The sequence below is a fragment of the Planctobacterium sp. AWH2_060 genome, from assembly GCF_056158425.1.
The window spans coordinates 225,216-248,442 of sequence record NZ_JBSWTG010000001.1 but is presented as its reverse complement, the minus strand read 5'-3'; the positions used below and the strand labels follow the sequence as shown (position 1 = coordinate 248,442).

24 protein-coding genes are annotated in these 23,227 nt (G+C 44.6%); 17 read left to right on the top strand and 7 right to left on the bottom strand.

The annotated features are described in order from the left end of the window. The first annotated feature begins 162 nt into the window (after positions 1 to 162). Complete coding sequence (locus tag ACXAD8_RS01040; RefSeq protein WP_475224082.1) at positions 163 to 1,788, top strand: response regulator; 1,626 nt, start codon at positions 163 to 165, stop codon at positions 1,786 to 1,788. Between the two features lie 56 nt (positions 1,789 to 1,844). Here the strand turns inward: ACXAD8_RS01040 and ACXAD8_RS01035 are convergent, their stop codons facing one another. After that, complete coding sequence (locus ACXAD8_RS01035) at positions 1,845 to 2,159, bottom strand: hypothetical protein (protein ID WP_475224080.1); 315 nt, start codon at positions 2,157 to 2,159, stop codon at positions 1,845 to 1,847. Between the two features lie 504 nt (positions 2,160 to 2,663). Here ACXAD8_RS01035 and ACXAD8_RS01030 point away from each other — a divergent pair. The 6 genes from ACXAD8_RS01030 to ACXAD8_RS01005 all read left to right on the top strand — a co-directional run bounded on the left by ACXAD8_RS01030 (position 2,664) and on the right by ACXAD8_RS01005 (position 6,513). Continuing rightward, positions 2,664 to 2,894 (top strand): ribbon-helix-helix domain-containing protein, encoded by a 231-nt coding sequence (locus ACXAD8_RS01030; RefSeq protein WP_475232843.1) that lies wholly within the window; start codon positions 2,664 to 2,666, stop codon positions 2,892 to 2,894. Next, complete coding sequence (locus ACXAD8_RS01025) at positions 2,895 to 3,182, top strand: type II toxin-antitoxin system RelE/ParE family toxin (protein ID WP_475224079.1); 288 nt, start codon at positions 2,895 to 2,897, stop codon at positions 3,180 to 3,182. A 226-nt stretch (positions 3,183 to 3,408) separates the two neighbouring features. Continuing rightward, complete coding sequence (locus ACXAD8_RS01020; RefSeq protein ID WP_475224077.1) at positions 3,409 to 5,223, top strand: ABCB family ABC transporter ATP-binding protein/permease; 1,815 nt, start codon at positions 3,409 to 3,411, stop codon at positions 5,221 to 5,223. Continuing rightward, positions 5,216 to 5,446, top strand: coding sequence for a DUF3820 family protein (locus ACXAD8_RS01015; protein ID WP_475224076.1), 231 nt, complete (start codon positions 5,216 to 5,218; stop codon positions 5,444 to 5,446). Before ACXAD8_RS01020 ends, ACXAD8_RS01015 begins: the two co-directional genes overlap by 8 nt. Before the next feature lie 78 nt (positions 5,447 to 5,524). Next, complete coding sequence (locus tag ACXAD8_RS01010) at positions 5,525 to 6,019, top strand: hypothetical protein (protein WP_475224075.1); 495 nt, start codon at positions 5,525 to 5,527, stop codon at positions 6,017 to 6,019. A 92-nt stretch (positions 6,020 to 6,111) separates the two neighbouring features. Continuing rightward, positions 6,112 to 6,513, top strand: coding sequence for a hypothetical protein (locus tag ACXAD8_RS01005; protein WP_475224073.1), 402 nt, complete (start codon positions 6,112 to 6,114; stop codon positions 6,511 to 6,513). Positions 6,514 to 6,576: 63 nt separating this feature from the next. On the opposite strand, the gene ACXAD8_RS01000 is transcribed toward ACXAD8_RS01005, so the two are convergent. Together ACXAD8_RS01000 and ACXAD8_RS00995 are read right to left on the bottom strand one after the other, a co-directional pair. Then, positions 6,577 to 7,206 (bottom strand): sulfotransferase family 2 domain-containing protein, encoded by a 630-nt coding sequence (locus tag ACXAD8_RS01000; RefSeq protein WP_475224071.1) that lies wholly within the window; start codon positions 7,204 to 7,206, stop codon positions 6,577 to 6,579. Positions 7,207 to 7,241: 35 nt separating this feature from the next. Further along, positions 7,242 to 7,874 (bottom strand): TetR/AcrR family transcriptional regulator, encoded by a 633-nt coding sequence (locus ACXAD8_RS00995; RefSeq protein ID WP_475224070.1) that lies wholly within the window; start codon positions 7,872 to 7,874, stop codon positions 7,242 to 7,244. A gap of 185 nt (positions 7,875 to 8,059) precedes the next feature. Between ACXAD8_RS00995 and ACXAD8_RS00990 the strand changes: the two genes are divergently transcribed. From ACXAD8_RS00990 to ACXAD8_RS00965, 6 genes are all read left to right on the top strand, one after another. Next, positions 8,060 to 10,093: an oxidoreductase gene (locus ACXAD8_RS00990; protein ID WP_475224068.1), complete on the top strand. Its 2,034-nt coding sequence runs from the start codon at positions 8,060 to 8,062 to the stop codon at positions 10,091 to 10,093. Between the two features lie 81 nt (positions 10,094 to 10,174). Further along, entirely contained in the window at positions 10,175 to 11,242 is a 1,068-nt protein-coding gene (locus tag ACXAD8_RS00985; RefSeq protein ID WP_475224067.1) for an EAL domain-containing protein, read from the top strand. Positions 11,243 to 11,341: 99 nt separating this feature from the next. Next, complete coding sequence (locus ACXAD8_RS00980) at positions 11,342 to 11,737, top strand: hypothetical protein (RefSeq protein ID WP_475224066.1); 396 nt, start codon at positions 11,342 to 11,344, stop codon at positions 11,735 to 11,737. Positions 11,738 to 11,836: 99 nt separating this feature from the next. Further along, the gene (locus ACXAD8_RS00975; protein ID WP_475224065.1) at positions 11,837 to 12,142 is read left to right on the top strand and encodes a hypothetical protein; all 306 of its coding nucleotides are present in this window, start codon (positions 11,837 to 11,839) and stop codon (positions 12,140 to 12,142) included. A 3-nt stretch (positions 12,143 to 12,145) separates the two neighbouring features. Next, the gene (locus tag ACXAD8_RS00970) at positions 12,146 to 12,316 is read left to right on the top strand and encodes a hypothetical protein (RefSeq protein ID WP_475224063.1); all 171 of its coding nucleotides are present in this window, start codon (positions 12,146 to 12,148) and stop codon (positions 12,314 to 12,316) included. Positions 12,317 to 12,421: 105 nt separating this feature from the next. After that, the gene (locus ACXAD8_RS00965) at positions 12,422 to 12,943 is read left to right on the top strand and encodes a hypothetical protein (RefSeq protein WP_475224062.1); all 522 of its coding nucleotides are present in this window, start codon (positions 12,422 to 12,424) and stop codon (positions 12,941 to 12,943) included. Between the two features lie 59 nt (positions 12,944 to 13,002). Here ACXAD8_RS00965 and ACXAD8_RS00960 read toward each other — a convergent pair whose 3' ends face one another. Beyond that, on the bottom strand, positions 13,003 to 13,185 hold the full coding sequence (locus ACXAD8_RS00960) for a hypothetical protein (protein WP_475224060.1): 183 nt from the start codon (positions 13,183 to 13,185) through the stop codon (positions 13,003 to 13,005). 95 nt (positions 13,186 to 13,280) lie between these two features. Then, on the bottom strand, positions 13,281 to 13,766 hold the full coding sequence (locus ACXAD8_RS00955; protein ID WP_475224059.1) for a thioredoxin domain-containing protein: 486 nt from the start codon (positions 13,764 to 13,766) through the stop codon (positions 13,281 to 13,283). A 133-nt stretch (positions 13,767 to 13,899) separates the two neighbouring features. Here ACXAD8_RS00955 and ACXAD8_RS00950 point away from each other — a divergent pair, with 133 nt between their 5' ends. From ACXAD8_RS00950 to ACXAD8_RS00940, 3 genes are all read left to right on the top strand, one after another. Further along, the gene (locus tag ACXAD8_RS00950) at positions 13,900 to 14,421 is read left to right on the top strand and encodes a cytochrome b (protein WP_475224057.1); all 522 of its coding nucleotides are present in this window, start codon (positions 13,900 to 13,902) and stop codon (positions 14,419 to 14,421) included. Positions 14,422 to 14,424: 3 nt separating this feature from the next. Beyond that, the gene (nhaD, locus tag ACXAD8_RS00945) at positions 14,425 to 15,843 is read left to right on the top strand and encodes a sodium:proton antiporter NhaD (RefSeq protein WP_475224056.1); all 1,419 of its coding nucleotides are present in this window, start codon (positions 14,425 to 14,427) and stop codon (positions 15,841 to 15,843) included. 104 nt (positions 15,844 to 15,947) lie between these two features. After that, positions 15,948 to 18,602 (top strand): penicillin acylase family protein, encoded by a 2,655-nt coding sequence (locus tag ACXAD8_RS00940; protein WP_475224055.1) that lies wholly within the window; start codon positions 15,948 to 15,950, stop codon positions 18,600 to 18,602. Positions 18,603 to 18,686: 84 nt separating this feature from the next. On the opposite strand, the gene lysC is transcribed toward ACXAD8_RS00940, so the two are convergent. After that, entirely contained in the window at positions 18,687 to 20,054 is a 1,368-nt protein-coding gene (lysC, locus tag ACXAD8_RS00935) for a lysine-sensitive aspartokinase 3 (protein ID WP_475224053.1), read from the bottom strand. A gap of 290 nt (positions 20,055 to 20,344) precedes the next feature. Then, complete coding sequence (locus tag ACXAD8_RS00930) at positions 20,345 to 21,001, bottom strand: hypothetical protein (protein WP_475224052.1); 657 nt, start codon at positions 20,999 to 21,001, stop codon at positions 20,345 to 20,347. A gap of 251 nt (positions 21,002 to 21,252) precedes the next feature. On the opposite strand from ACXAD8_RS00930, the gene ACXAD8_RS00925 reads away from it, so the two are divergent. Continuing rightward, on the top strand, positions 21,253 to 23,070 hold the full coding sequence (locus ACXAD8_RS00925; RefSeq protein ID WP_475224051.1) for a choice-of-anchor I family protein: 1,818 nt from the start codon (positions 21,253 to 21,255) through the stop codon (positions 23,068 to 23,070). Positions 23,071 to 23,227: the final 157 nt, after the last annotated feature.

Sequence of the window (23,227 nt, the reverse complement as noted above, 5' to 3'; positions counted from 1 at the left end):
TACAAATAACAATCTAAATAATAATGCAAATTAATTGCACACATTACTGTAAAACAGTCCCAAAATCCCCTGCCGCCCTCTTGTTTTTCCTGAAATTCATGATAAAAACCATATAGTCGATATATAGATGCATATCCTAAATGACTCGGGTTCAATAACATCATGGTAGATAAGGCCCTGGCGGCAAAATCAAAGGTACTCGTCATCGATGACCAGGAACTGGCCATCGGGTACATCAAGTATCCGCTGGAAAAGTTAGGGTTTCATGACATCACTATCGCCGACCGGGTGCAAACCGCCATGGACCTGATCAATACCCGGATTTACGACCTGATCATGTGTGCCTACGAGTTCCGCAAAGAAAAAGACGGTTATTTTCTGTACGACGAACTCAAACGGCGAAATATGTTGTCGATGTTAACCACCTTCGTGTTCGTCAGTGCCGACACCAGCAAAGAGCTTATTCATAGTATTCTGGAGTTACAACCAGATGATTTTCTGGCCAAGCCTTTCACCATAAAAGATCTGGATCGACGCCTCACCCGAGCCCTTTCCCGCAAGCGAGCAATGCGCAAAATCTATCGCTATATGCAGGATAAAAAGTACAACAGTGCGTTGGAGTCAGTTAATGAATTTCTGGCCGATTCAGTACATGCCGATTATTTTCCCACTGCCCTGAAAACCAAAGGGGAAATATTACTGTGCATGAGCAATGCACAAGCAGCGATAGATTTTTATCAGGCCATTGTGGACATCCAGCCCCATTCCTGGGCACAGATGGGGCTGGTAAAAGCCTTATTAAATGCAGACAAAGTCGATGAAGCCGAAAAGCTGATATTGCGTTTAGCTGTTAAACCCGACACGCAATTATTGGCTTATGATTTACTCACCGAATTGCAAGTTCACCAAAAGGACTTTAATACCGCATTAGAAAGCTCAGTCGTGGCTTCGGAAGTGTCTCCCAGAAACCTGAACAGACATCAGAAAACCGTGGAGTTATCACGACTCACCAACGATCACAAAACCCTGTTTGAAACCACCAAAAAAATCGTGCGCTACGCCAAGAACTCAGTGCATGACAAACCCGACATTTATCTTGATGTGGCGCGAGCCGGGATTGATTACGCCATGACCACTGAAGATGAGCAAACTATCAATCTCACCAAAGAAGCCAATGACTATCTGACTCACTTTTCCGAAATCGCAAATGGTGGAGAAGTGCAAACTCAGATGGATGTCTGCAACGCCCGTATTTTACAGTTGCAAAACGACACCAAAGGCGCCACAGAATTACTGAAACAGATTCATTCAGATAACTGGCGATCTCACAGTGAAGCCGACCTGTTGGACAGAGCCAAAGCCCTTCACTCAGTGGGAATGCACAAAGAAAGTGCCGAAATTATTGCGTTTCTGGCCGATAAAGCGGTTGAAAAAGACGGTGAAAACTCGGTGCACGCTCAGTACCTGCAACAAGAAAAGCGCCTGAAGCACGATATTCTGCTTACGCCGAAAGAATTAAATAACAAAGCTGTTGAGTATTATAAACGGGGCGACACCGACAATGCCATGGATGTCTTTGGCAAAGCCTTTATCTTGATGCCCAAAAACACCTCGATTGCGCTCAACCTGTTGCAAACACTCGGCATGAAAGCACAATCCAGCAACCTGGCCAAAAGCGATAAAGAAATACTAAAACAATGTATTTACACCATTGAAAATGGTGAACTCACAGGCGAACAAAAAGAGCGCTACCTCAAGGTAAAATCATACTTAACGGACATGAGCTAGTTCTTTTACCAGCTTTATTAAACTAACACTGGCCTGCAAAGTCTTTTCCGCATCAATTAAGGGTATTGGTCAGGGTCCGTTCCCTGCTGAAACTCCTCACTGAGCTGAGATACCAAGGCCATATCAGCCAGGCCTCGTTGTCGTATCATTAAAAGCTGTATAAAAGCCCGCTTACGTGAAAGTCCGTTGAATATTTTTCCCAGTTCTTTGTCCGAGGTAATCACTTTTTTATACATTTTTAAGTAGCGTTCATGCTCAGTGCTCTCTTCATCATTAATGATGTCGCAGACACTGCTCATTATCTCTGCGCAAAGCTGCTCAAGCGCCTTAGCCTTGATTTCTTTAAAAATTTTCCAATCTGATTCTTTCATGGGCTGTTAATTCCGTGTTTTGGGAGAAGTATAATGCACGACTATGATTAATTCTGATAAAAATTTAATATTCCAGCACCTTAGTTCGACTAGCCGACTGTTGCTCCAGAAAAATAGGCATTCACTTAATCCCTTTAGCTCAAATAGAACCATGTAGGTCTGAATTTATTCAGACAACGCTGCCAGGTTCTACCTCCACTGTCCAACTGAAGACTATTCTACTATGCAAATTTTAACCGTGACCTTGTCATTGGTAATAGCCTGGGGAGCATCGCGTTTATCAACCTTGTTATTTGGCTAAATCAGAGATGAGAATTAGCGGGAAGAATTAGCGGGACATCCATAATAAAAATCATCAATTATCATGGTTTTTATAGAAAGCTTTTTCGGCATCTACAGCTGTTATATCAGGACTTCGAACACAGTGAAGACCATAATAATCGCTGACACTTGTCCACCTCTGGTGTAATATCGCACCAACGACGATGAACGGGAGTGGATAACATGCCTCGCCAAAGTATTACATTGACTGAAAAGAATGATGCCTGGCTGAAAGCCCACATAGAAAAAACTCGAGAGTATTCAAACAAGAGTGAACTGGTAAATGACTTGATTCGTCGAGCAAGGCGCGCTGAGGCTATAAATCAAAAGCTTGTAAGTGCTGAAGAAAGCGGACTCACTACACAGACTTCTGAGGATATGCTGAAAGAATTCAAGGCAGAATTAAAGCGATAAATGAAAAATTACAAATTGTCGCTAAATTCTAAAGAAGATTTACGACGTATTTATACATATGGATATTTTGAGTTTGGAGAATTTCAGGCCGACAAATACTTCAATGGAATTTTTAAAACCTTTGACAAAATATTGATGAATCCAGATGCATACCAATCAATAGACAATATTCGACCTGGTTACAGGCGTTGTATCTATGGCTCTGACAGTATTTATTATCGCCTCAACGGCGCCGAAGTTGAGATAATGGCTATATTGGGAGGGCAAGATGTCGATGAATGGCTCTAAAGCAGTCCCGCCAATAAGCAGAAAATTCAAACATAACACCCATTCTAATTTGCGGTTATCTTCGAAGGCCGGTGGTTTAGCAAGACCGCCACATCAAAAGCATTAAAGAACATGGCGCTCTCATCAATAATCCCGTTAATAAAAAGCCACCATTAACTTGAACAACCGATCCTTGCCCACATAAACTAATACCTACTCTTTCCTGCCTATAACCCGGAATATTCGAATGCGCAGTAATCGCTTCCCTGTTGATGAAAACACCGATATAAACTGGCGCGTCCTGTTGGATCTATGGCCCTACCTTACTGAATTTAAAAGTCGGGTATTATTGGCTGTGCTGTGCCTGATTGCCGCTAAAGTGGCCAATATCGGCCTGCCATTTGTGCTGAAGCACACTGTAGATGGCCTAAATACAGACGATACTACTACGCAAATTTTAGCCGTGACCATGTCACTGGTAATCGCCTACGGAGCCTTGCGTTTATCAACTGTATTATTCGGCGAAATCAGAGACACCCTGTTCGGACGAGTGACAGAGCGAGCAATGCGCCGGGTTGGACTTAAAGTATTTCGGCATTTGCACGCCCTGGATTTAGATTTTCACATTAATCGGCAAACCGGAGGATTGTCCCGCGATATAGAGCGTGGTACTTCTGGTATCGGCTTTTTAATGCGCTTTATGGTATTCAATATTGTGCCAACCCTGTTTGAAATTGCTGCCGTGGTGGGCGTGTTATTTGTGCAATATGGGTTTGAGTTTGCCGCCATTATTCTCGGCTCAGTCATCGCTTACGTTACCTTTTCCATGAAAGCCACTGACTGGCGCACCCGTTACGTTAAAGAGATGAATCAGGCGGATTCCTCTACTAACAGCCGCGCAATAGACAGTCTGCTGAATTACGAAACAGTGAAGTATTTTAACAATGAAGAATACGAAGCCAGGCGTTACGATAAAGACCTGGCTGACTGGGAAGCCGCCAGGCGCAAAAACCGGTTATCTTTGTTCGCTTTAAATGGCGGGCAGGCATTTATCATCTCTGCGGCCATGACCGCCATGATGGCCATGGCCGCCTACAATGTTGCTCATGGCACCATGACCATTGGTGACTTTGTGCTGATCAATGCCATCACTATGCAGATTTTTATGCCACTGAATTTTCTGGGGTTCGTTTACCGGGAAATCAGAGGATCATTGGCTAACATCGAAAACATGTTCAACCTGTTGAAAAAGCAACCTCAGGTGGAAGACAAGCCGAATGCACCGGCAATCAGTATTCAAAGCGGTAAAATCAGCTTTGAACAGGTTAACTTTCACTATCATCCCGACAGACCCATATTAAAAGACATTAGTTTTACGATAGAGCCAGGCCAAAAAGTGGCCATTGTGGGTCCTAGCGGCTCCGGCAAATCAACTCTGATAAAACTACTATTCCGCTTTTATGACGTAACATCTGGGCAGATAAATATCGACGGGATTGATATAGCAACAGTAACGCAGGACTCTTTGCGTCAGATAATCGGCATTGTGCCGCAGGACACGGTGCTGTTTAACGACAGTATTCTGGAGAACGTACGTTATGGTCGCACCCAAGCTACAGACGAAGAAGTGCGCCATGCTCTACAATTGGCTCACCTCAACCAATTTATCGATAACCTGCCAAAGGGCTGGGAAACCAAAGTAGGTGAACGAGGCCTCAAGCTATCCGGAGGTGAAAAACAACGAGTTGCCATTGCCCGTACCATTCTCAAAAAGCCACCAATATTGCTGTTTGACGAGGCCACATCATCGCTGGACAGCCAGTCGGAGCGCGCAATTTTATCGGCGTTTAATCAAATTGCTGAAGGGCATACCAGCATTGTGATTGCTCACCGCTTATCCACCATTGTGGATGCCGATAAAATTCTGGTACTGAAAAACGGCGAACTAAAAGAATCCGGCAAACACGCAGAACTCATTGCCCGGCAAGGCGAATACTACGAACTTTGGCAAGCCCAACAAAAAAGTCACACCGAAGAACAAACAAGGATTGAAGATGTTTAACAATTTAGACCAACAGGAGCTACTGGAAACCATTAACACTGTTATGCCCTTTGGCAAATACGCAGGACGACCTCTGCTAAAGCTACCCGAACCTTATCTGGTGTGGTTTAACGATAAAGGTTTCCCGGAAGGCAAATTGGGCAAACAGCTGGCACTGATGTACGAAATTAAACTCAACGGGCTGGAAGGTATGTTAATGCCATTACTGCGAGAACAAAATTAGCCAAAACATTTGTTAGTTTTTATATCTGTGCTTAAATAATAAGGCGTGTTGTTCAAATTAAGCGGCGGGAAATGAAGCATGTTAAGGATCCGACTGTTTTTATTATTGGCCCTGAGTGTCTGTCATCAGGCATATGCTGACTTCAGTTATGACGGTCAAGGGTTACTGCGTTTTCCAACTGGCACCGAAGTTAACTTTAATTTTGGTTTCGCCTTTAAACAATCCGGGTTTAACAATGTATTTACCGCCGGTGAGCAACAAATGGAAGTCGCACAACGTCCGGAAAAATACTCTATCTGGCTCAGCATGAACCAAAACCACCAGGTGTACGTACAAGAGTTCAATACATCTTACTTTCGTGAGTTTGAGTGGAAGCTGGGTGAGCACAAAATTGCGCTAAAAAAGAAAGTCCTCTCTCCAAAACGATCAGTTGGTGATTATGTACTAACTATAGATAACATCAGTTACTTTTTTAAGGGTAAGCAAGGTTCAGTGGACATTTTGTTCGATGATGACGGTATTTCCGGTATCGAAGCCAATGGTTTTGTAAAAGACCTGGGGTTGAGCGAATAGTCAGTCTCTTTACTTATCTGCAAAAAGTAAGCTGGACAATCCATTAAACAACTGTATATTTAGACAGTATTTATTAATTTCTGTTATTGACCATGTTTGCAGCATCAAGAAGTCATAAAAAAACCGACAAGCCCTACTCTGTCCGTAAATCAGGCCTGAAAGAAAAGTTTGTGGACCGACAAATTCTGGCTATTCACAAAGTCATGGTGGAAAAGCTCATCAAACATCCAGAATTACGCAAACAGGTTGTTCAAACCATCGAGGAACGGTATCAGCAGGGGCGATTGCGCCATGGTGCTTATCTCACCTGGATATGCTTAATGGATAATATTGAGGATCACGACCGGTTTCGGGCAGGTGTGCTGGAAGATACTCCGAGAATGAATAAACTGCGTCGGCAAACCCCTTTTGTTGGCGTACTTACCGAAGCTGAACGGCAACAAGCGATAGAAAACGACGCCTGTGGCAATACCAGTATCGAAACGGTATTTTAATAAATTACGAATGAATATCGGTCAGGAGTTAAAAAATGGCATGGTCTCACTGACAAAAATACGCTAATTATTGAACTCAAACCTATACCCAAAATTAACAATATCGTCCCCGAACACTTCTGCGACTAATTCCCTGCCAAAATCGGAATAGTACTCACTATAATGTAAATGGTTAGAGTCGTTTACGATGGTGGAAAATGGTTGATTAACCCCTGCTTTAAGCAAGAAACTTTTACTGTCTTGCGCATAATTTTCATAACGGCCAATATCGTCAACCAATAAATTCCCTTCTTCATCTGTAAGCTGAAGCCATTGACTGAAACTCAACCAATCACCACGAAAACTCTCTACCTTTTGAAGAGAAGCCTTTTCAAGAAACTCATCAAAACCTCTCCAGTGAGACGAATCGGGATATAATTCCAGATGCTCACTATTTTTGTTGTAATTAACTTTATGCAGTGCCGTTAACGCATGCCAGGAGACCAGCCTCTCCCAGGGATTACGTACGATTGCAAATTTGTACAAATGAACGAATTCTGCACCAATGATCTTTTGCACTTCTTTCATAGACGAATGCTGCAAAAACACGCGCTCCGCATCCGGAACATGCTCGCTGATGTGCTTAAACAATGACGTTCCACCAGTTCTTGGAACGTGACAAAAAAGAAAATTACGTTGTTGTGATAAGTACATGCCGACCTTTTTTCTCTGCAAGCAATGGTGCATGTTTAATAGTTCGTATGATAATCATGTTTTATAAAACTGTTTACCAGGCAGTCACACATTTCATCGAGATGAGACACGTCGGCATACACGCCATCGATCATTAACCTGGCCAGCCCGTGCATGGTAGCCCAGCTAACCTGAGCCAGCCTTAAACTATCCTCATTGGCATTGAGTACGCCTTTTTGCTGCCATTGACGCACCAGCTCAACATGTGACTGGAAACAAGGATAAGCTACCGATTTCAGATCTGGCGTCGCGCTGTCGGATTTCCAAATCGTGCGTCCAAACATCAACTCATAAATTTCCGGATTCTCAGACGCGTAATAAAGGTAAGCCTTTACCATAGCGCGATATTTCTCAGAATCGCTTAATTCAACATTATCCAGAATATCGGTAAGACGTGCGTGCCAGCGCTTGAAGCCTTCCTCTGCAATACCACACAACAAGGCATTTTTGTCTTTAAAATGATGATACGGCGCTGTGCGGGATACTCCGACGCGATCAGCCAACTTACGCAAGCTCAATCCCTCAATACCCGCGTCCACCAGCATATCAGTAGCCGCTGCTAATAGCGTATTTCTCAGATCACCATGATGATAGTGCTTTTTTTCTTGCGTTGACGCTGCGCTCGTCATGCCTCTTTTTTCTCTTGCAGTTTTAGTTGGTTAGCAATTAAACCACAGTATGTTTAAAAAGCACATCTTGACAGTGTCAACATCACAGTTTAAGTTAAGCCATCTTGACACCGTCAAGTTAACGGTAATTTGAAGAATATTTAGATTAAAACCCTGTAACCATACAAACATACGGAGCAGATCCTATGCAGTCACAACCCAATGCCCACTATCCAAATCTCTTTCAACCGCTGGATTTAGGTTTTACGCAGCTAAAAAACCGCGTGCTGATGGGTTCAATGCACACTGGTCTGGAAGAGGTGCCCGGCGGATACAAGCGTATGGCCAAGTATTTTGCGGCAAGAGCCAAAGGCGGTGTTGGCTTGATTGTGACCGGCGGAATCGGGCCTAACGCCGAAGGCTCTACTCATCCAATCTGTAAATTACTGGATAACGATGAAGCCATTGCAGAGCATAAATATATTACGGATGCAGTGCATGCCGAGGACGGAAAAATCTGTATGCAAATTCTGCACACAGGCCGTTATGCATTTAACGATAACCTGGTGGCACCCTCCCCTATTCGCGCTCCCATTAATAAATTCACACCAAAAGAGCTAGACGCAGACGGTATCGAGAAACAAATACAAGACTTTATTTTTGCAGCCACCCAAGCCCAGAAAGCCGGTTACGATGGCGTTGAAATCATGGGTTCAGAGGGCTATTTCCTGAATCAGTTTATCGCTGCCCGAACTAACCGACGGGATGACGATTGGGGCGGTGATTATCAAAATCGCATCAAGTTGCCACTGGAAGTAGTGCGCAGAGTCCGGGAAGCTGTTGGTGAACAGTTTATTATTATCTATCGCCTTTCCATGCTGGATCTGGTGGAAGGCGGCTCTACGTTTGATGAAGTGGTACAGTTGGGGTTAGCCATTGAAGAGGCCGGTGCCACCATCATCAATACCGGCATAGGCTGGCATGAAGCCAGAATTCCCACTATTGTCACAAAAGTGCCCAGAGCCGCGTTTACCTGGGTAACTGCCAAATACAAAGAAAAACTGAATATTCCGGTGATCACTTCCAACCGTATTAACACACCGGAAGTAGCGGAACAGGTATTGGCAAGAGGTGATGCAGATATGGTATCCATGGCCCGTCCCTTCCTGGCTGACCCTGATTTTGTGATTAAAGCAGAGCAAGGTAAACCGGAGGAAATTAATACCTGTATCGGTTGTAACCAGGCCTGCCTAGATCATGTATTTGAAGGTAAGATCGCCAGTTGTCTGGTCAACCCCCTCGCCTGCCACGAAACCGAAATATCACTGAATAAAATCCAAAATCCAAAAAACATTGCGGTTGTAGGTGCGGGTCCGGCGGGATTAGCGGCCGCCACGACAGCGGCGCAACGAGGACATAATGTCACCTTGTTCGATGCAGCCAGCGAAATTGGCGGGCAATTCAATATGGCCAAAAAAATCCCTGGTAAAGAAGAGTTCTATGAGACCTTGCGTTATTTTTCCGTGCAATTACATAAGCATGGTGTGAATGTACAACTCAATACCCGCATCTCTTCCGAAGCACTAAACGACAGTGATTTTGACGAAGTGATTATCGCAACAGGTATCTCCCCAAGAACTCCCAATATCGAGGGTATTGAGCACCAAAAAGTAGTAAGTTACATCGATGTGCTGACAGGAAAAGTAACACCAGGTAGAAAAGTGGCAGTCATTGGTGCGGGTGGCATCGGTTTTGATGTCAGTGAATATCTGACTCACTCAGGAGAACCCACCAGTCAAAACATTGCCGGCTTTATGCAGGAATGGGGAGTGGATATGGCAATGCAAGCCAGAGGCGGGATAGAAGGCGTCAGACCACGATTATCGGAATCTCCCAGAGAAGTGTATTTACTGCAACGCAAGAGCAGCAAAGTGGGCGCAAACCTGGGTAAAACCAGCGGCTGGGTACACAAAGCGGGTTTAATGAAAAAAGGTGTGCAAATGTTTGCTGATTGCCAATATCACAAGATTGATGACCAGGGCTTACACCTAAGTATTGCAGGCGAAACCAAAGTTTTGGAGGTTGACCACATCGTTATCTGTGCTGGACAAGAACCTTTGCGAGCACTGGTAAATGGTCTGAATAAGCCCCATCACCTTATTGGTGGTGCCGATGTTGCTTCAGAGCTGGATGCAAAACGCGCCATCAATCAGGGGACACGACTGGCAAGCTCGTTGTAATCAGAGCGTCATTAAACTTTTGCCTCATTTTCTGCGTACTAAGCTCTCAAAGTTCAAATTCCAAAGAATGTGGAGAGCAACATGTGGTGTGCAGATTGTGAGGCAATTAACCGTTATTTTTTTGAAGAAACTCGATTTTTCCTGTTCTCACCAACGCTCGAAACTCAGTCAAAGCTGGAACAACTCTTCTCCTCACTGGACTTTGAATTCGACCTTTTAGAATCCCACTGTATTACAGTCGTCAGCCACGAAAGCAGAATCGAAATGTTACTGATGGGGATTTATGGCGAACTGCAGGGGCCAGAAAAAGCAAACACCAAAATCACTTCGACTTCGGGGACGCGACAACTCGATCTGGATGCCATAGGCAGATTGATAAGCGCTGACACCTTCATCAATCGCTACAAGAGCTTGTGGATAGTAGATTCCGTAGAGCAGCACAGATATGAAAGCTGGTTTCAGCCCATCATCTACTGCCAGGATGCCAACAAAGAATCCCCGCGTATTTTTGCCCATGAGGCATTATTCCGCATCAGAGATCAGGATGACACCATTATTCCTCCCAGCTATGTTTTTTCGGTAGCCGACAAGTCAGATTTGTTATTCTCTCTTGATCTGACAGCCCGACGCTCGGCAATTGAACACGCTGCCGCGGCAAAACTAAACAGCAAAGTCTTTGTTAATTTTAATCCTTCTAGTATTTATGACCCTTCCTATTGCCTGCGCTCCACTGCCGCTGCAATTGCCCAAGCGGGATTGCAAGCCAGTGATGTGGTATTTGAAGTGACAGAAACCCACAAAGTGAATAACCTGGCCCACTTAAAAGGCGTTCTTAACTTTTATCGCAACGCCGGATTCAAGGTGGCTTTGGATGATGTAGGTGCTGGCTGGTCGGGTTTGAATTTATTGCATGATTTGATGCCGGATTTTGCCAAAATTGATATGGCACTGGTAAGAGATATCGACTCTCAACCTTCGAAGCAAAAAATCGTCAAACACCTGATAGCCAGCGCCAGGGAAAATGGCATACAGATTATCGCCGAAGGCATTGAAACCGCAGCAGAAGCTGAATGTCTGGCTGAAATTCAAGCTGATTATTTACAAGGCTTTTTGTTTGGCAGACCTGAGTTAAAAGCATCTGTGAAATGACAAGACGGCATTATAACGATTACAAAATTTTACAAAGCAATATTGGATTTTTTTAAGCTACCGACAACACTTTAATACACACCAAACTGCAATATGTTTTTGACTAAAATGATTAGATTGTGTGTATTTTTGACTGGTTTATTGCTGCCTGGATTGAGTCAGGCAGCTCAAAGTACGCTTGATTTTATTCAGGTGCTTAATGGCAACAAAGCGGAAGCCAGATATTATTATCAGCAAAATTGGGCCATGCTAAGAAAAAAAGCCGTCGAACAGGACTTAATCCAGTCTTGGCAATTACTGGAAACCGAACCCAGTGATATGGCACCGTTTGATTTTATATTGATAACCACCTACGAAACCAAAGAGCAATATCTGCACCGAGAGCAAAACTTTCAAAAGCTCATTGCAGCGCAAGGGCCGGTAAAGCTGCTAAACAGCAAAAAGCCGCCAGAATTCAGAACAACCTTATTTAGCAAAGATGCAATTTCAGAATAGGCCTGGATTTAGGTTTATTGTCACACAATCGTCACCCGGTATTCGCCTTTTTGTAAGAAACGCAGTACAAGATAGCGGCCTTTGCAAGGTGCCCGAGTTTTGTCGATATCGACTGACAAAACTTTATCCCGTTTACCCGGCACCTCATCGCTATCCGTTTATGTTGTAGGATTGGAAATGATAGAAATAAACGCAAGTGAAAAAGAACTAGTTCACCAACGAAACAATGCATTATGGCGCTCAATCAGACATATAGGTGATCCGAATTTTGAAGCTGAGTTTAAAGCCGCATCTCAGGCATTGAGCAAAGCAGCATTTCGAAGAAGACAAGCCATCGAAAGCAATATTCACAACTATCAGTTCAACTCTGGATCCGGTGATACCTGTAGTTTTGAAATGAGGTAACAAATGAATTTAGCAAACAACCAAGCAAGCCTGGATGAGTTGGTTTGCAAAACCCGACTTGCTCTGGAACAGTGGCTAAAACATCCAAATAGCAAGCAATTGCAACAAAAATTCAGGCAAGCCAATCAGCACTTATTAGACTTTACTCGTCAATACAGCAAAAACAAACATTAGCCATATCGCCTTTCATTGATACCGACTTGTTTTACTATGGTTATGATCGAATCAATCTCGGAACCGTACAAGCCAATCAGAATCCATGACTAAAACAAGCTCAACATGACAAACAACTTCTTTATTACAATATTAGTAGTGATTGGCCTTAGTGCTTGCTCGGCAAAATACCCGAACCAAACTCCTATAAACCAACCTTTTCCCGCGGTTACCGGTACGGCTTTAAATGGCCAAGAAATGCGCATACCGCAAGACTTACCTAAACAACCTGTGGTGCTATTATTGGGCTATGTTCAGGACGCTCAGTTTGATATTGACCGCTGGCTGATTGGTCTTGATATGACCAAAACAGAAGTTAGTGTTTATGAGCTTCCCACCATTCAGGGGATGTTTCCCAGAATGTTTAAAACCCAGATAGACGAAGGAATGCGCCGTGGCATCCCCAAAGAAATGTGGAATGGCGTGATCACCGTCTATGCCGACGGCGACAAAATCCAGCAATTTACGGGCAACGAAAACCCCAACAACGCCCGTGTCATTTTGCTCAATAATGAGCGGCAAATTATCTATTTTTACGACAGGGGCTTTGCCGTAGCAGCATTAAACGACTTACGCACCCACCTGTAACATCCCGATCAAGGGGTCAGAGTTCTTGAAAAGGTTTCAAGAACTCTGACCCCATGAAATTAATGTAGGAATCGGCATTCGTTGGGTTGTTCGAAATCCGCGATCAGGTCGTGACTGATTTTCTTTGCTTCATCCACCATGACGGTCATGGCATCCATGATATCCAGGAATTGCACCAGTTGTTTCTCGGACAAGGTTTCTGACAGTGCTTCGATATTGATAATTAGTTGTCTGGTTGACATGACTGACTCCTGATTTCGTCAACAATTTGGCAAATGGCTTATATGCCGCATAAGTGACTGAATATAATCAAGCTTCGTGCCAACCTCCCCAATTACTAATGTTCCAGCATAGCTGCAAGGTCGTAAGCCAGTGTTACTATGGGTCTTTCAACAATGCGACCCAACTCATTTTCCCCTTCACTCAGTACTATCGTTGGTGTGTACTTTAGCCTTTTGGCATCGGCTTTACCTGAGGGCTCCTGCTTGTTTCTGTCCACTGCCAACATGGTAAAGCTATTTAATTCAACGCCACTGGTATCCAGAAGTTTAAGCAATCTGGGGATTTCTCGTTGACTGTCATGACACCAGGTGCCAAACATCACCAATAAGTCTTTGCCCGTCAATTTTTTGATGTGTTCTAAATCCAATGGTGAAGGCTGATATTTATCGTAACCGGATTTAAATTCTGGATAAGTTGACAGTATGTTTGCGGTCTCTACATAACCTACCGAATCGGCAATTTCAGAATCACTTTTTGCAAGTGCGTAAAGCGTCATCAAACTCAACAATGCAACAAATGTGTAGTTGGCTATTCCCTTCATCGTTTCTATCCTCTTTGTTGTTTGATTCAAATCAATCAAGCAGCATAAATGTGACAACAGGCACTTGCAACAATCAGCTGTTCAGGGCTAAATTTACGGTTAAATATGTGCTCTGGAAAATCATGGAATAAAAATGGCTGAGGCTACAGAAAAAAACAGAATACACATTACAGAACGAGTACTACATTGGATTTCTGCCTTCCTTATTCTGTATATGCTATTAAACATGGGAAGCATGATGCATATTTCCGACTATACGCAACTGGGCACCCACGAACATCGCAACCAGGCAATTTCTCATCACGCCACGGTAGGAGTGCTACTAGTGGGATTATTGATTGTGCGGATAGTATGGTCTCACGTATTTCAACGCCAGATAACCCGATTGCAAGTGACCAAGAAACTGCACACATGGTTTATTAAAGGAGCGCACTGGCTACTCTATGCAGCCCTATTCAGCCTGGCTGTAAGCGGCTTGTTAATGGTCGTAAACAGTGACAATACTGTAAACCTCTTTGGATTTGAGTACATTGGCACGTCTGATTATCACGGGCAAGAATACGGACAATTCCGTGACTTACACCTGACACTTATCAGTACCGTCTGGTGGCTTATCTTTCTTCACTTTTTTGGTGTCATGGCCGCAAGGAAATAACACATGATAAAACTATTGAGTCTGATTGTTCCATTTTTTGCCTGTCTTCTTGCACTACCGGCTTTAGCAAGTTCATCGACTCCTATTTCGACTATTGCTTTAACTCAGCACTGGGTAGGATATGTTTCACTGGCCCTGTTTGTATTAGCCTATATATTGGTTGCTCTTGAAGACAAAATCCACCTGAAGAAATCCAAACCAGTATTATTGGTAGCGGGAACAATCTGGGCTGTCATAGCAATCTATTATCATAATAATGGTCAAAGTGAACAAATTGCCCCCGCTATTAATGAGTATTTTCTGGAATATGCTCAGCTATTTTTCTTCTTGTTAGTAGCCATGACCTATATTAATTCAATGATGGAGCGCGACGTATTTAACGCACTACGGCATTGGTTAACAAATAAAGGGTTCACTTTTCGAAGCTTGTTCTGGATAACCGGAATTTTAGCATTTTTCATTTCGCCCATAGCAGATAACTTGACCACCGCATTGATTCTATGCGCTGTAATCATGGCTGTGGCTTCAGATAAACCTCACTTTATCGTACCAAGTTCCATCAATATTGTAGTGGCGGCAAATGCTGGAGGAGCATTCAGTCCATTTGGAGACATTACAACTCTGATGGTTTGGCAAAAAGGCGTTGTTCCATTTACTGAATTTGGCATTCTGTTTCTGCCCTCAGTTGTTAACTACTTAATTCCTGCATTTATTTTGCAGTTTGCTCTTCCAAGAGGAAGACCTCAACCAGCCAGATCCGGCCATATTAGTGTCCAACAAGGTGGTCTGCAAATTGTGGCATTATTTCTGTTGACCATTATTACTGCTGTAAGCTTCCATCACTGGCTGGGAATACCTCCCGTTTACGGTATGCTTTTGGGTTTGGCATACCTTAAGCTTTTTGGTTTCTGGTTGAAAAAGAGAAACCCTAAATGGTCTCATGGATCCGAAAACCCGCCAGGCTCCAATGACGACCCTTATGATTTTGATGTATTTGCACAGATAGCTCATGCCGAATGGGATACCCTGTTTTTCTTTTATGGGGTAATTATGTCCGTCGGAGGCTTGGGTTTTGTTGGCTATCTGGAGCTGGTATCAGTTTTTATGTACGAAGACATGGGAACAACCCAGGCAAACATATTAGTTGGTGTATTATCTGCATTTATAGACAACATCCCGGTAATGTTTTCTGTACTCACTATGGAGCCGGTTATGTCACAAAGCCAGTGGTTACTGGTTACACTTACTGCAGGTGTAGGGGGAAGTATGTTATCTATAGGGTCTGCCGCAGGTGTAGCATTAATGGGGCAAACTCGCGGCATTTACACCTTCACTGCGCACCTGAAATGGACACCAGTGATTGCCTTGGGGTATGTTGCCAGCGTGTTATTACATATGTGGATGCATGATATAACCTTTTAGGTCAGCCTTTAATTCCCACATCATTTGTAAATAACTTGTTAAGTTGACGAAAGTCGGACCTCTGACTAGTATGTTTCAGGACCTATTTGCAAAGGATAAAGGACATGACTAAATTAACTTTGGTTTCGGCAGGACTGCTCTCGGCAAGTCTGCTGATAACGGGCTGCTCTTCAGACAGCAATAATCCGCCCGACAGCGTAGCCAACCCGCCATCACCATCAATAGAGACACCAACAACTCCCACCCAACCCACTGTACCTACGCCACCAGATCCGGTTACCCCAGTTCAAGCGCCGGTTTTCGCTGAAGGAACCCTGACGGCAGATATTCGACGTACCAATTTTGGCGTACCTCATATTACCGCAAACAGTTTGGAAGAACTGGCGTTTGGCAGTGGTTACACTCAGGCCGAAGATCACCTGTGCATCCTTGCTGATGTGTTTGTTAAAGCCAATAGTCGACGCTCGGAATTCTTTGGGCCTCACGCCAGCATAAATATCGCTACAGGCGAGATTTCGTCCGCTGATAATGGCAATTTAATTTCAGACTTCGGGTATCTTGCTACCGGGATCAGAACCGCAGCAGAAGCTAATATTGACTCACTACCCGATCGCTCTCGCGCCATGCTCAATGGCTTCGCACAAGGGTATAACAAATATTTGGCAGAGCTGGCTGATAACCCAACGCCAAATTTACCTTGTGCCGGACAGGCATGGGTGATGCCGATTGAAGGCGTTGACCTGTTAACTTACATGTATTCCATTGCTTTGCTACCTGGTGCGGCGAACTTTTTTGACTTGATGTTTTTTGCCAACCCAGGTGACGGAGATGAATACCTTCCTCGTCTGGCGAGTGCCGATAAGTCCTCGCAACAAACCACAGCGCTGTTGCAGGAAATCAGCAAAACCGCTGCACTGCAAAAGGCAGAGTTAAAAGCACCGGACAGAAACGCGGCCGGCCTCGGCTCCAACGGCTGGGGTTTAGGTTCAGAAATGACCGAAAATGGTAAGGGTATAGTATTGGCCAACCCTCACTTTCCTCATACCGGACAGATCCGCTTTTTCCAATCTCACCTCACTATTCCTGGGGTTATGGATGTCACCGGCGGCGCCTTGATTGGCATGCCAGGCGCCGTGAATATCGGCTTTAACCAAAACCTTGCCTGGACCCACACTTTCTCTACTGCGGAGCATTTTGTGGTGTACCAACTGCAACTCAACGACAACAGAGAAACCTATGTCTTTGACGGCCAGGCATTGCCGATAGAAAAGCGTACAGAGCAAATTATGGTGAATGTCGGAACTGCCGTAGTACCTTTTGAAAAAGATATCTATGTCACTGCCCGTGGTCCTATGATTGAAACACCACCAACTGCGGCACCTTTTGTGTGGGACGACAATCAAGCGTTTTATATACAAGATGCCAACATGTACAACAATGATGTTATTGAACACTGGGTGTCTATGAATCTGGCTCGTAACCTGGCGGAGTTTCAGCAGGCCTTTAAAGATTATGACGGGGTGATTTTTAACAACACCATGTACGCTGATGATCAGGGTAATGCCTGGTTCATTGATGATTCAACCGTACCTAACTTATCGGTAAATGCCGAAACCGGTGTTGCTAACGACCCAACACTGGCAGGATTGAGGGCACAAGCAGGATTTACCGTGTTGCCCGGTAGTTCCAGTATTTTTGGTTTTAGCAACGCAGAACCCTATGAAAATGCGCCTAAACTGCTGACCAATACCTATGTGCAAAACTCCAATGATTCCTTCTGGCTAACCAACGCAGAAATGCCTATCAATAGCTATGTATCGCCGCTTTATGGCGACACCCATACTCCGCAAACGCTGCGCTCCAGAATGGGACAGAAGTTGATAAAGGACAGCAGTGGTGAGGACGGTAAATTCAGCGCGGCTGAGGTTGAAAGTGCCTTGTTTTCCAATCGCTCCTATTTTGCAGAGTTGATTTTGGGACAAGTTTTAGAAAGTTGTGAAGCTGATGACAATGGTCAGATGAATGTGCAAATTGCCAATGGTGAAACGGTTGACGTTATACCTGCCTGCACAACCCTTTCCGCCTGGAACGGAATGCAGAACACAGACAGTATTGGCGGCGCCCTTTTGCGAGAATTTGCCTATAGCATGTGCAGCAATAGCACCTGTGTGAACGCGCTGAGCAATGATTTTGATAGCGAAAATGCCACCACAACGCCTACGGCGCCTGGTAGCTCTGATGAGGCGCTGATTGCCCTAGCCGCCGCCTGGTATAATCTGGAGCAAGCCGGATTCAATCCAGCAGCGCCATTAGGAGCAATGCAATTTACCGAAAAGAGCCTGCCGGATGGTTCTGCTTCAGGAGGTGTCATTCCCTGGCCTGGCGCCAATAATCAAGAAGGCGGCTTTAATGTATTTGCCTACAATTACAGTCGCAGTCGGGATGGCACGCTGTTACCACATCACAGTTATGAGCGAGTAAACTCGGCCGTTGACGGACAGCCATTGCCTTCCGGTTTAAGTAGCGCCGGATACCATGTGCGTTACGGCTCCAGTTGGATGATGGTAGTAGAGTTCACCGATAACGGCCCACAGGGCAGAGGCATTTTAACCTTTTCTCAGTCAAACAATGCCTTTTCACCTCATTGGAATGATCAATCTGCTTACTACGCACAATACAATGGCTTGCGCCCTATCCTGTTTACTGAGGATGACATTGCTGCCAATACAATAAGTAGCATGACGCTGACAAACGATTAACTCTGTTAAAGAGTAACTCTGAAAACCAAAAACGCCCGTATGTCAGCATACAGGCGTTTTTCATTTACACTGCAAAGTCCGGAATTATGGGGCCAGATTCTCTGCCAACAAGTGTTGATGCAGTTCCTTAATGACTTCGGTACTGGCATCTTCGTCCACTAAAAATGAGATGTTATGAGGATTGGCCCCATAGCTGATCATTCTGATTCGCACATTTTCCAGCACTTCAAAAATCTTTCCGGCCCCGCCCTGTTTAGCATGTAGTTTATTCCCGACAATGGTGATCAGGTCGAGGTTTGGACTGACATCTACAATGCAGATTTTCTCCAGCTCTGCTAATGCCCGACTTGAAGCCTGTGCCAGATTTGTTGCATGCCAGGCATTAAATGTCAGTGAAATAAAGGTTTCGGACGTAGTAATTAAATCAATGCTCAAGCCAAACTGGTCCAGAATATTGAAAACCTTACCAATGAATTGCGTGGTGCGTTCCATTTTTGGCGTGTGCAGAGTAACCAGTTGTTGTTCTTTACGCCGGGTTATGGCGCGAAAAGTCGGCTCGAATTGGCAGTCTTTAACTATTGTGGTACCGCCCAATTCAGGGGTACGTGTACTGCCTACGAACACCGGAATATTGTGTCGCAGCGTGGGCGACAGAGTAGCCGGATGCAGAACCTTTGCACCAAAATTGGCCATTTCAGCGGCTTCGTCATAGCTTAGCTCGGCAATAGGATAAGCACGTTCAACAATACGCGGATCGGTACTAAACACCCCGGCAACATCAGTCCAAATCTCACAGCGCTTAGCTGATAACGCCTCTGATAACAAAGCAGCGGTATAATCAGAACCACCACGTCCAAGCGTTGTGGTATCTCCCCAAGCCGTTTTACCGATGAAGCCTTGGGTCACCAGAATCTGACCTTCCAGCAAAGGCGCCATATCTTTTTTAGCTTTAATTGCCAGTTGTTCAATATCTGGCGCAGCTGAGCCAAAATTATCGTCGGTCAACATCACTTGCCTTACATCAAACTCTTGCGCCTTAACGCCGCTATCATTAAAGCAAGCTGTCAAAAGCAGAGACGCCAGGCGTTCGCCAAAGGACAACAACTCATCCTGTAACATTGGGCTCTCATTGATACCGTCGGCGTACACTACTTTTTGGATACCGGCGAACAAACTATCCATTTTGGGCTTAACACTGTCTTTATCGCGAAGCTGTTCAAAAATATCAAAAATCTGCTGCTCAATGCGTTCCAGAATAACTTCTTTATCCTCTCCGGACATGGAGGTCTTACCCAGCTCTACCAGGTGATTCGTAATACCAGCCGGAGCACTGGTTACCACCAGTTTACAATCGGGATTTTGCGAAACAATGCGCACACAGTTTTGCATAGCCTGATAATTGGCGACACTGGTGCCACCAAATTTTGCTATGACCAGGGAAGATTGATCCATTATGTTGAAAGCCTCAATTCTGTAACCGCTACAGTTTAATCATAGTTGAAGTGTTTAGGGTAACAATTTATCTACTCAGAACCCAGTGGCGATCTAATACTTTAGGCTAAAATGCTTAATAGTGGGGTTCCAAAGCCGATATAACTTATGAGACGATGCGTCTCGAAACATGCCAACAAGACAGTGCAGCCTCTTGTAAACTAGTGTGAGAAGTGGCCTGAATATTCGCCTTGATGGTATTGATTCCCTTCCGACGTTTTGGGCGGATGTGGTTAACTTAGCTAAATTGGCTAAGAAGCATCCGCCTGTTTTCCAAAGCTCTGCTGATACTCTTGTTTTGCAATGCCAAAGTTACCTAATTTCAGGTTACCTGACTCGACACTGAGAAAGCGATTTTGTTGCAACTGCTCACTGGTGCGTAGCAAGTAAGCCTCGAGATCCTTGTCTGGTGTGTCTTCATTTTTTAATGCTTGCGCATAGTCTCTGGCGGTCACCTGCTCACTCAGTTCCGAAAGCATCATAACTTTTTCCATGCGTTCGCTAAGCCTTGAATCCCGATTCAGGTAATCCACCAGTTTGTTTAATGATTTATTGTCGCTTTGCTCGGTAGCCAATTGCCATTTGCCATCGCTAAGTTGCAAAGGTGGTATGTTGGGCAGGTTTTGCTCTTCAGTTACGGCTTTGAGTTCGCTTTTAACCTGCTTGAAATAAAAATCCAGCATGTCATTGACCTTGTCGCCAGTAACGCTGCTTTCACCGCTGATGATTTGGTCCACCATATTGTCAATAGACTGTACATTCACCAGACTATTTTGAATTGCATCCACCTCTTGAGTGCCGTTCTTGGCCCCCAGGTTTTGCATATCACTGACAAATTGCGCGTTAGAGCGTTGATCGTCGATATATTGAAACAAAGAAGTAGCATGTGAAGCAGTTGTAGAAAGCATATAAAGTCAAAAATACGTTAATCCTCTCCAATTACAGCAATTACCGGACCAACATAAATGGTCACAACAAAATTTACAAAATTGGACTACGCTGAAGCCTTCATTAAATCACCAAATCCACACCAAACTTGTCCAACTGGTCATAAACCATTGAAAGGTTTCATATTTTTGTAGCCATTTTGTCACACTCCCTATTTTTAATAGGTGACCTGATTTTCAGCCCAATAGTGCAAACTTAAACAGGATTAAACATGAAACGTACACTTCTATCTTTGGCTGTGGTGGCTATTCTGGCCGGTTGTTCCGGTGATGATGGTGAAGATGGCACAACAGGACCTCAGGGTCCACAAGGTGACACAGGAGCCACAGGTTCTGCAGGACAAGACGCTACATTAGGCGTGAGCATGAACGTCGTGGGTCGTGCCCTGCTCAATCCAGAAGATCCTGAAGGGGCAGCGGAAATAGTGCAATATCATGCTGCGACTCAAACGGTTTACGCCATTAACAGTGCAGCCGAATCCCCAACGGTAGAAATAATAGACATTTCCGGCCTCAGCGCAGAACCATTAAGCAACCCAATGACCAGTACGAACCTAACCTCAACGGCATTGGCATTAGAAACCAGCGCAAATGGTATTGATTTAGATGCGCCCAACAGTATTGCGGTTCACGGAGACTGGATGGCTGTAGCAGTAGCCGCCGATGCCCACGCAGATAATGGTGTAGTACTTTTTTACAATGGGCTTAATAACAATGCTCCTGCTTTTGTTAAGGCCGTTACTGTCGGTAATCTGCCGGACATGGTGACTTTTACGCCTGATGGCAGCAAAGTGATTGTGGCCAATGAAGGCGAGCCTTCAGGCGATTATTCAGTAGATCCAGAAGGTTCAATAGCAGTGATAACAATTTCTGACAATATGCCTGCTGACACCGCAACAATTATCGACTTTAGCGCCTACAATGGCATGCAAGCGGAGCTGGAAGCTCAGGGAATGCATTTCCCCAATCCAAACGGTCGCACCATCAATGGCAATACAATCGAAATAAGCGTTGCTCAGGATTTGGAGCCGGAATACATTGCCGCCACCAATGAAGTTGCCTATGTGGCTTTACAGGAAAACAATGGCATGGCCATCGTTGATTTAACCGACAATAGCGTTGAAGTTGTTGGTTTAGGCTTCAAAGACTGGAGCAACTTAATGATTGATGGCATGGAAGATGGCACCGTTAGTTTTGGCACTTATGACAACCTGTATGGCATTTATCAACCCGATACGATCGCCACCTACACCTGGAACAACGCGAATTTTATCGTAACTGCCAATGAAGGCGATGCACGAGAGTACTTCTTCGATACTCTGGATGCCGAAGGTAATCAAAATGAGGATTTATGTGAAGCAGCTGGCGGTCAGGATTTCGATGAAGACGACGGCTGTCTGTCATACACCGACGAAACCCAGGGGCGTCGTCTGGAATTTGCTCCGGGTTCATCACTGGCAATGAACGCGGGTGACGATCCGGAAGATTATGACTTCAGCGCTTTCCCCATTGGTCGTTTGACGGTAACCGCTGAATTGGGCGATACCGACGAAGATGGCGTGTATGAAAATCTGTATGCCTATGGCGCCCGCTCTTTTACGGTTTGGGATAGCAATGGCCTGGTGGTGTTTGACTCCGGTGATGACTTTGAGCGCATTACGGCGTCTGTCCATGGCGACCAATTCAACAACAATGATGATGAAAATGAAGGTGACTCTCGCTCAGCGAATAAAGGTCCCGAGCCAGAAGCCTTAACCATTGGCACTGTGGGTGATCGAACTTATGCCTTTATTGGATTAGAGCGTATGGGTGGTATTTTTGTTTACGACATCACCAACCCTTACAACACCCAATTTGTAGAGTACGTAATTAATCGAGATATCACTGAAGGAGCAGACTTAATGGGTGATTCCGCACCAGAAGGAATGACTTTTATTTCCGCAGACAATAGCCCTTCAGGCAATGCCCTGGTTGTCATCGGTAATGAAATCAGTGGTACTGTTACTATCTGGCAGGTCACGCCAAACTAACATTACCTTTGAATACTTTAACAAGGCGCTGCGGCGCCTTTTTCATTGCTTCCAATACAGAATAACTTTGCAGTTGTACATTGTTTAATCTGACAATAAATGAATCGTTTGACAAACCAACTGAAGCTGAGAATATAGCAGTATTATTAACTCTAGA

Bases quoted from the DNA above. Each gene is read 5' to 3' on its own strand.
- ACXAD8_RS00950 (WP_475224057.1), top strand. From the start codon at position 13,900: ATGGCTGAGGCTACAGAAAAAAACAGAATACACATTACAGAACGAGTA.
- ACXAD8_RS01000 (WP_475224071.1), bottom strand. From the start codon at position 7,206: ATGTACTTATCACAACAACGTAATTTTCTTTTTTGTCACGTTCCAAGA.
- lysC (WP_475224053.1), bottom strand. From the start codon at position 20,054: ATGGATCAATCTTCCCTGGTCATAGCAAAATTTGGTGGCACCAGTGTC.
- ACXAD8_RS00970 (WP_475224063.1), top strand. From the start codon at position 12,146: ATGAATTTAGCAAACAACCAAGCAAGCCTGGATGAGTTGGTTTGCAAA.
- ACXAD8_RS00930 (WP_475224052.1), bottom strand. From the start codon at position 21,001: ATGCTTTCTACAACTGCTTCACATGCTACTTCTTTGTTTCAATATATC.
- ACXAD8_RS01025 (WP_475224079.1), top strand. From the start codon at position 2,895: ATGAAAAATTACAAATTGTCGCTAAATTCTAAAGAAGATTTACGACGT.
- ACXAD8_RS00995 (WP_475224070.1), bottom strand. From the start codon at position 7,874: ATGACGAGCGCAGCGTCAACGCAAGAAAAAAAGCACTATCATCATGGT.
- ACXAD8_RS00955 (WP_475224059.1), bottom strand. From the start codon at position 13,766: ATGAAGGGAATAGCCAACTACACATTTGTTGCATTGTTGAGTTTGATG.
- ACXAD8_RS00985 (WP_475224067.1), top strand. From the start codon at position 10,175: ATGTGGTGTGCAGATTGTGAGGCAATTAACCGTTATTTTTTTGAAGAA.
- ACXAD8_RS00925 (WP_475224051.1), top strand. From the start codon at position 21,253: ATGAAACGTACACTTCTATCTTTGGCTGTGGTGGCTATTCTGGCCGGT.
- ACXAD8_RS01005 (WP_475224073.1), top strand. From the start codon at position 6,112: ATGTTTGCAGCATCAAGAAGTCATAAAAAAACCGACAAGCCCTACTCT.
- ACXAD8_RS01040 (WP_475224082.1), top strand. From the start codon at position 163: ATGGTAGATAAGGCCCTGGCGGCAAAATCAAAGGTACTCGTCATCGAT.
- ACXAD8_RS00990 (WP_475224068.1), top strand. From the start codon at position 8,060: ATGCAGTCACAACCCAATGCCCACTATCCAAATCTCTTTCAACCGCTG.
- ACXAD8_RS01015 (WP_475224076.1), top strand. From the start codon at position 5,216: ATGTTTAACAATTTAGACCAACAGGAGCTACTGGAAACCATTAACACT.
- ACXAD8_RS01010 (WP_475224075.1), top strand. From the start codon at position 5,525: ATGTTAAGGATCCGACTGTTTTTATTATTGGCCCTGAGTGTCTGTCAT.
- ACXAD8_RS00960 (WP_475224060.1), bottom strand. From the start codon at position 13,185: ATGTCAACCAGACAACTAATTATCAATATCGAAGCACTGTCAGAAACC.
- ACXAD8_RS01030 (WP_475232843.1), top strand. From the start codon at position 2,664: ATGCCTCGCCAAAGTATTACATTGACTGAAAAGAATGATGCCTGGCTG.
- ACXAD8_RS01035 (WP_475224080.1), bottom strand. From the start codon at position 2,159: ATGAAAGAATCAGATTGGAAAATTTTTAAAGAAATCAAGGCTAAGGCG.
- nhaD (WP_475224056.1), top strand. From the start codon at position 14,425: ATGATAAAACTATTGAGTCTGATTGTTCCATTTTTTGCCTGTCTTCTT.
- ACXAD8_RS01020 (WP_475224077.1), top strand. From the start codon at position 3,409: ATGCGCAGTAATCGCTTCCCTGTTGATGAAAACACCGATATAAACTGG.
- ACXAD8_RS00965 (WP_475224062.1), top strand. From the start codon at position 12,422: ATGACAAACAACTTCTTTATTACAATATTAGTAGTGATTGGCCTTAGT.
- ACXAD8_RS00940 (WP_475224055.1), top strand. From the start codon at position 15,948: ATGACTAAATTAACTTTGGTTTCGGCAGGACTGCTCTCGGCAAGTCTG.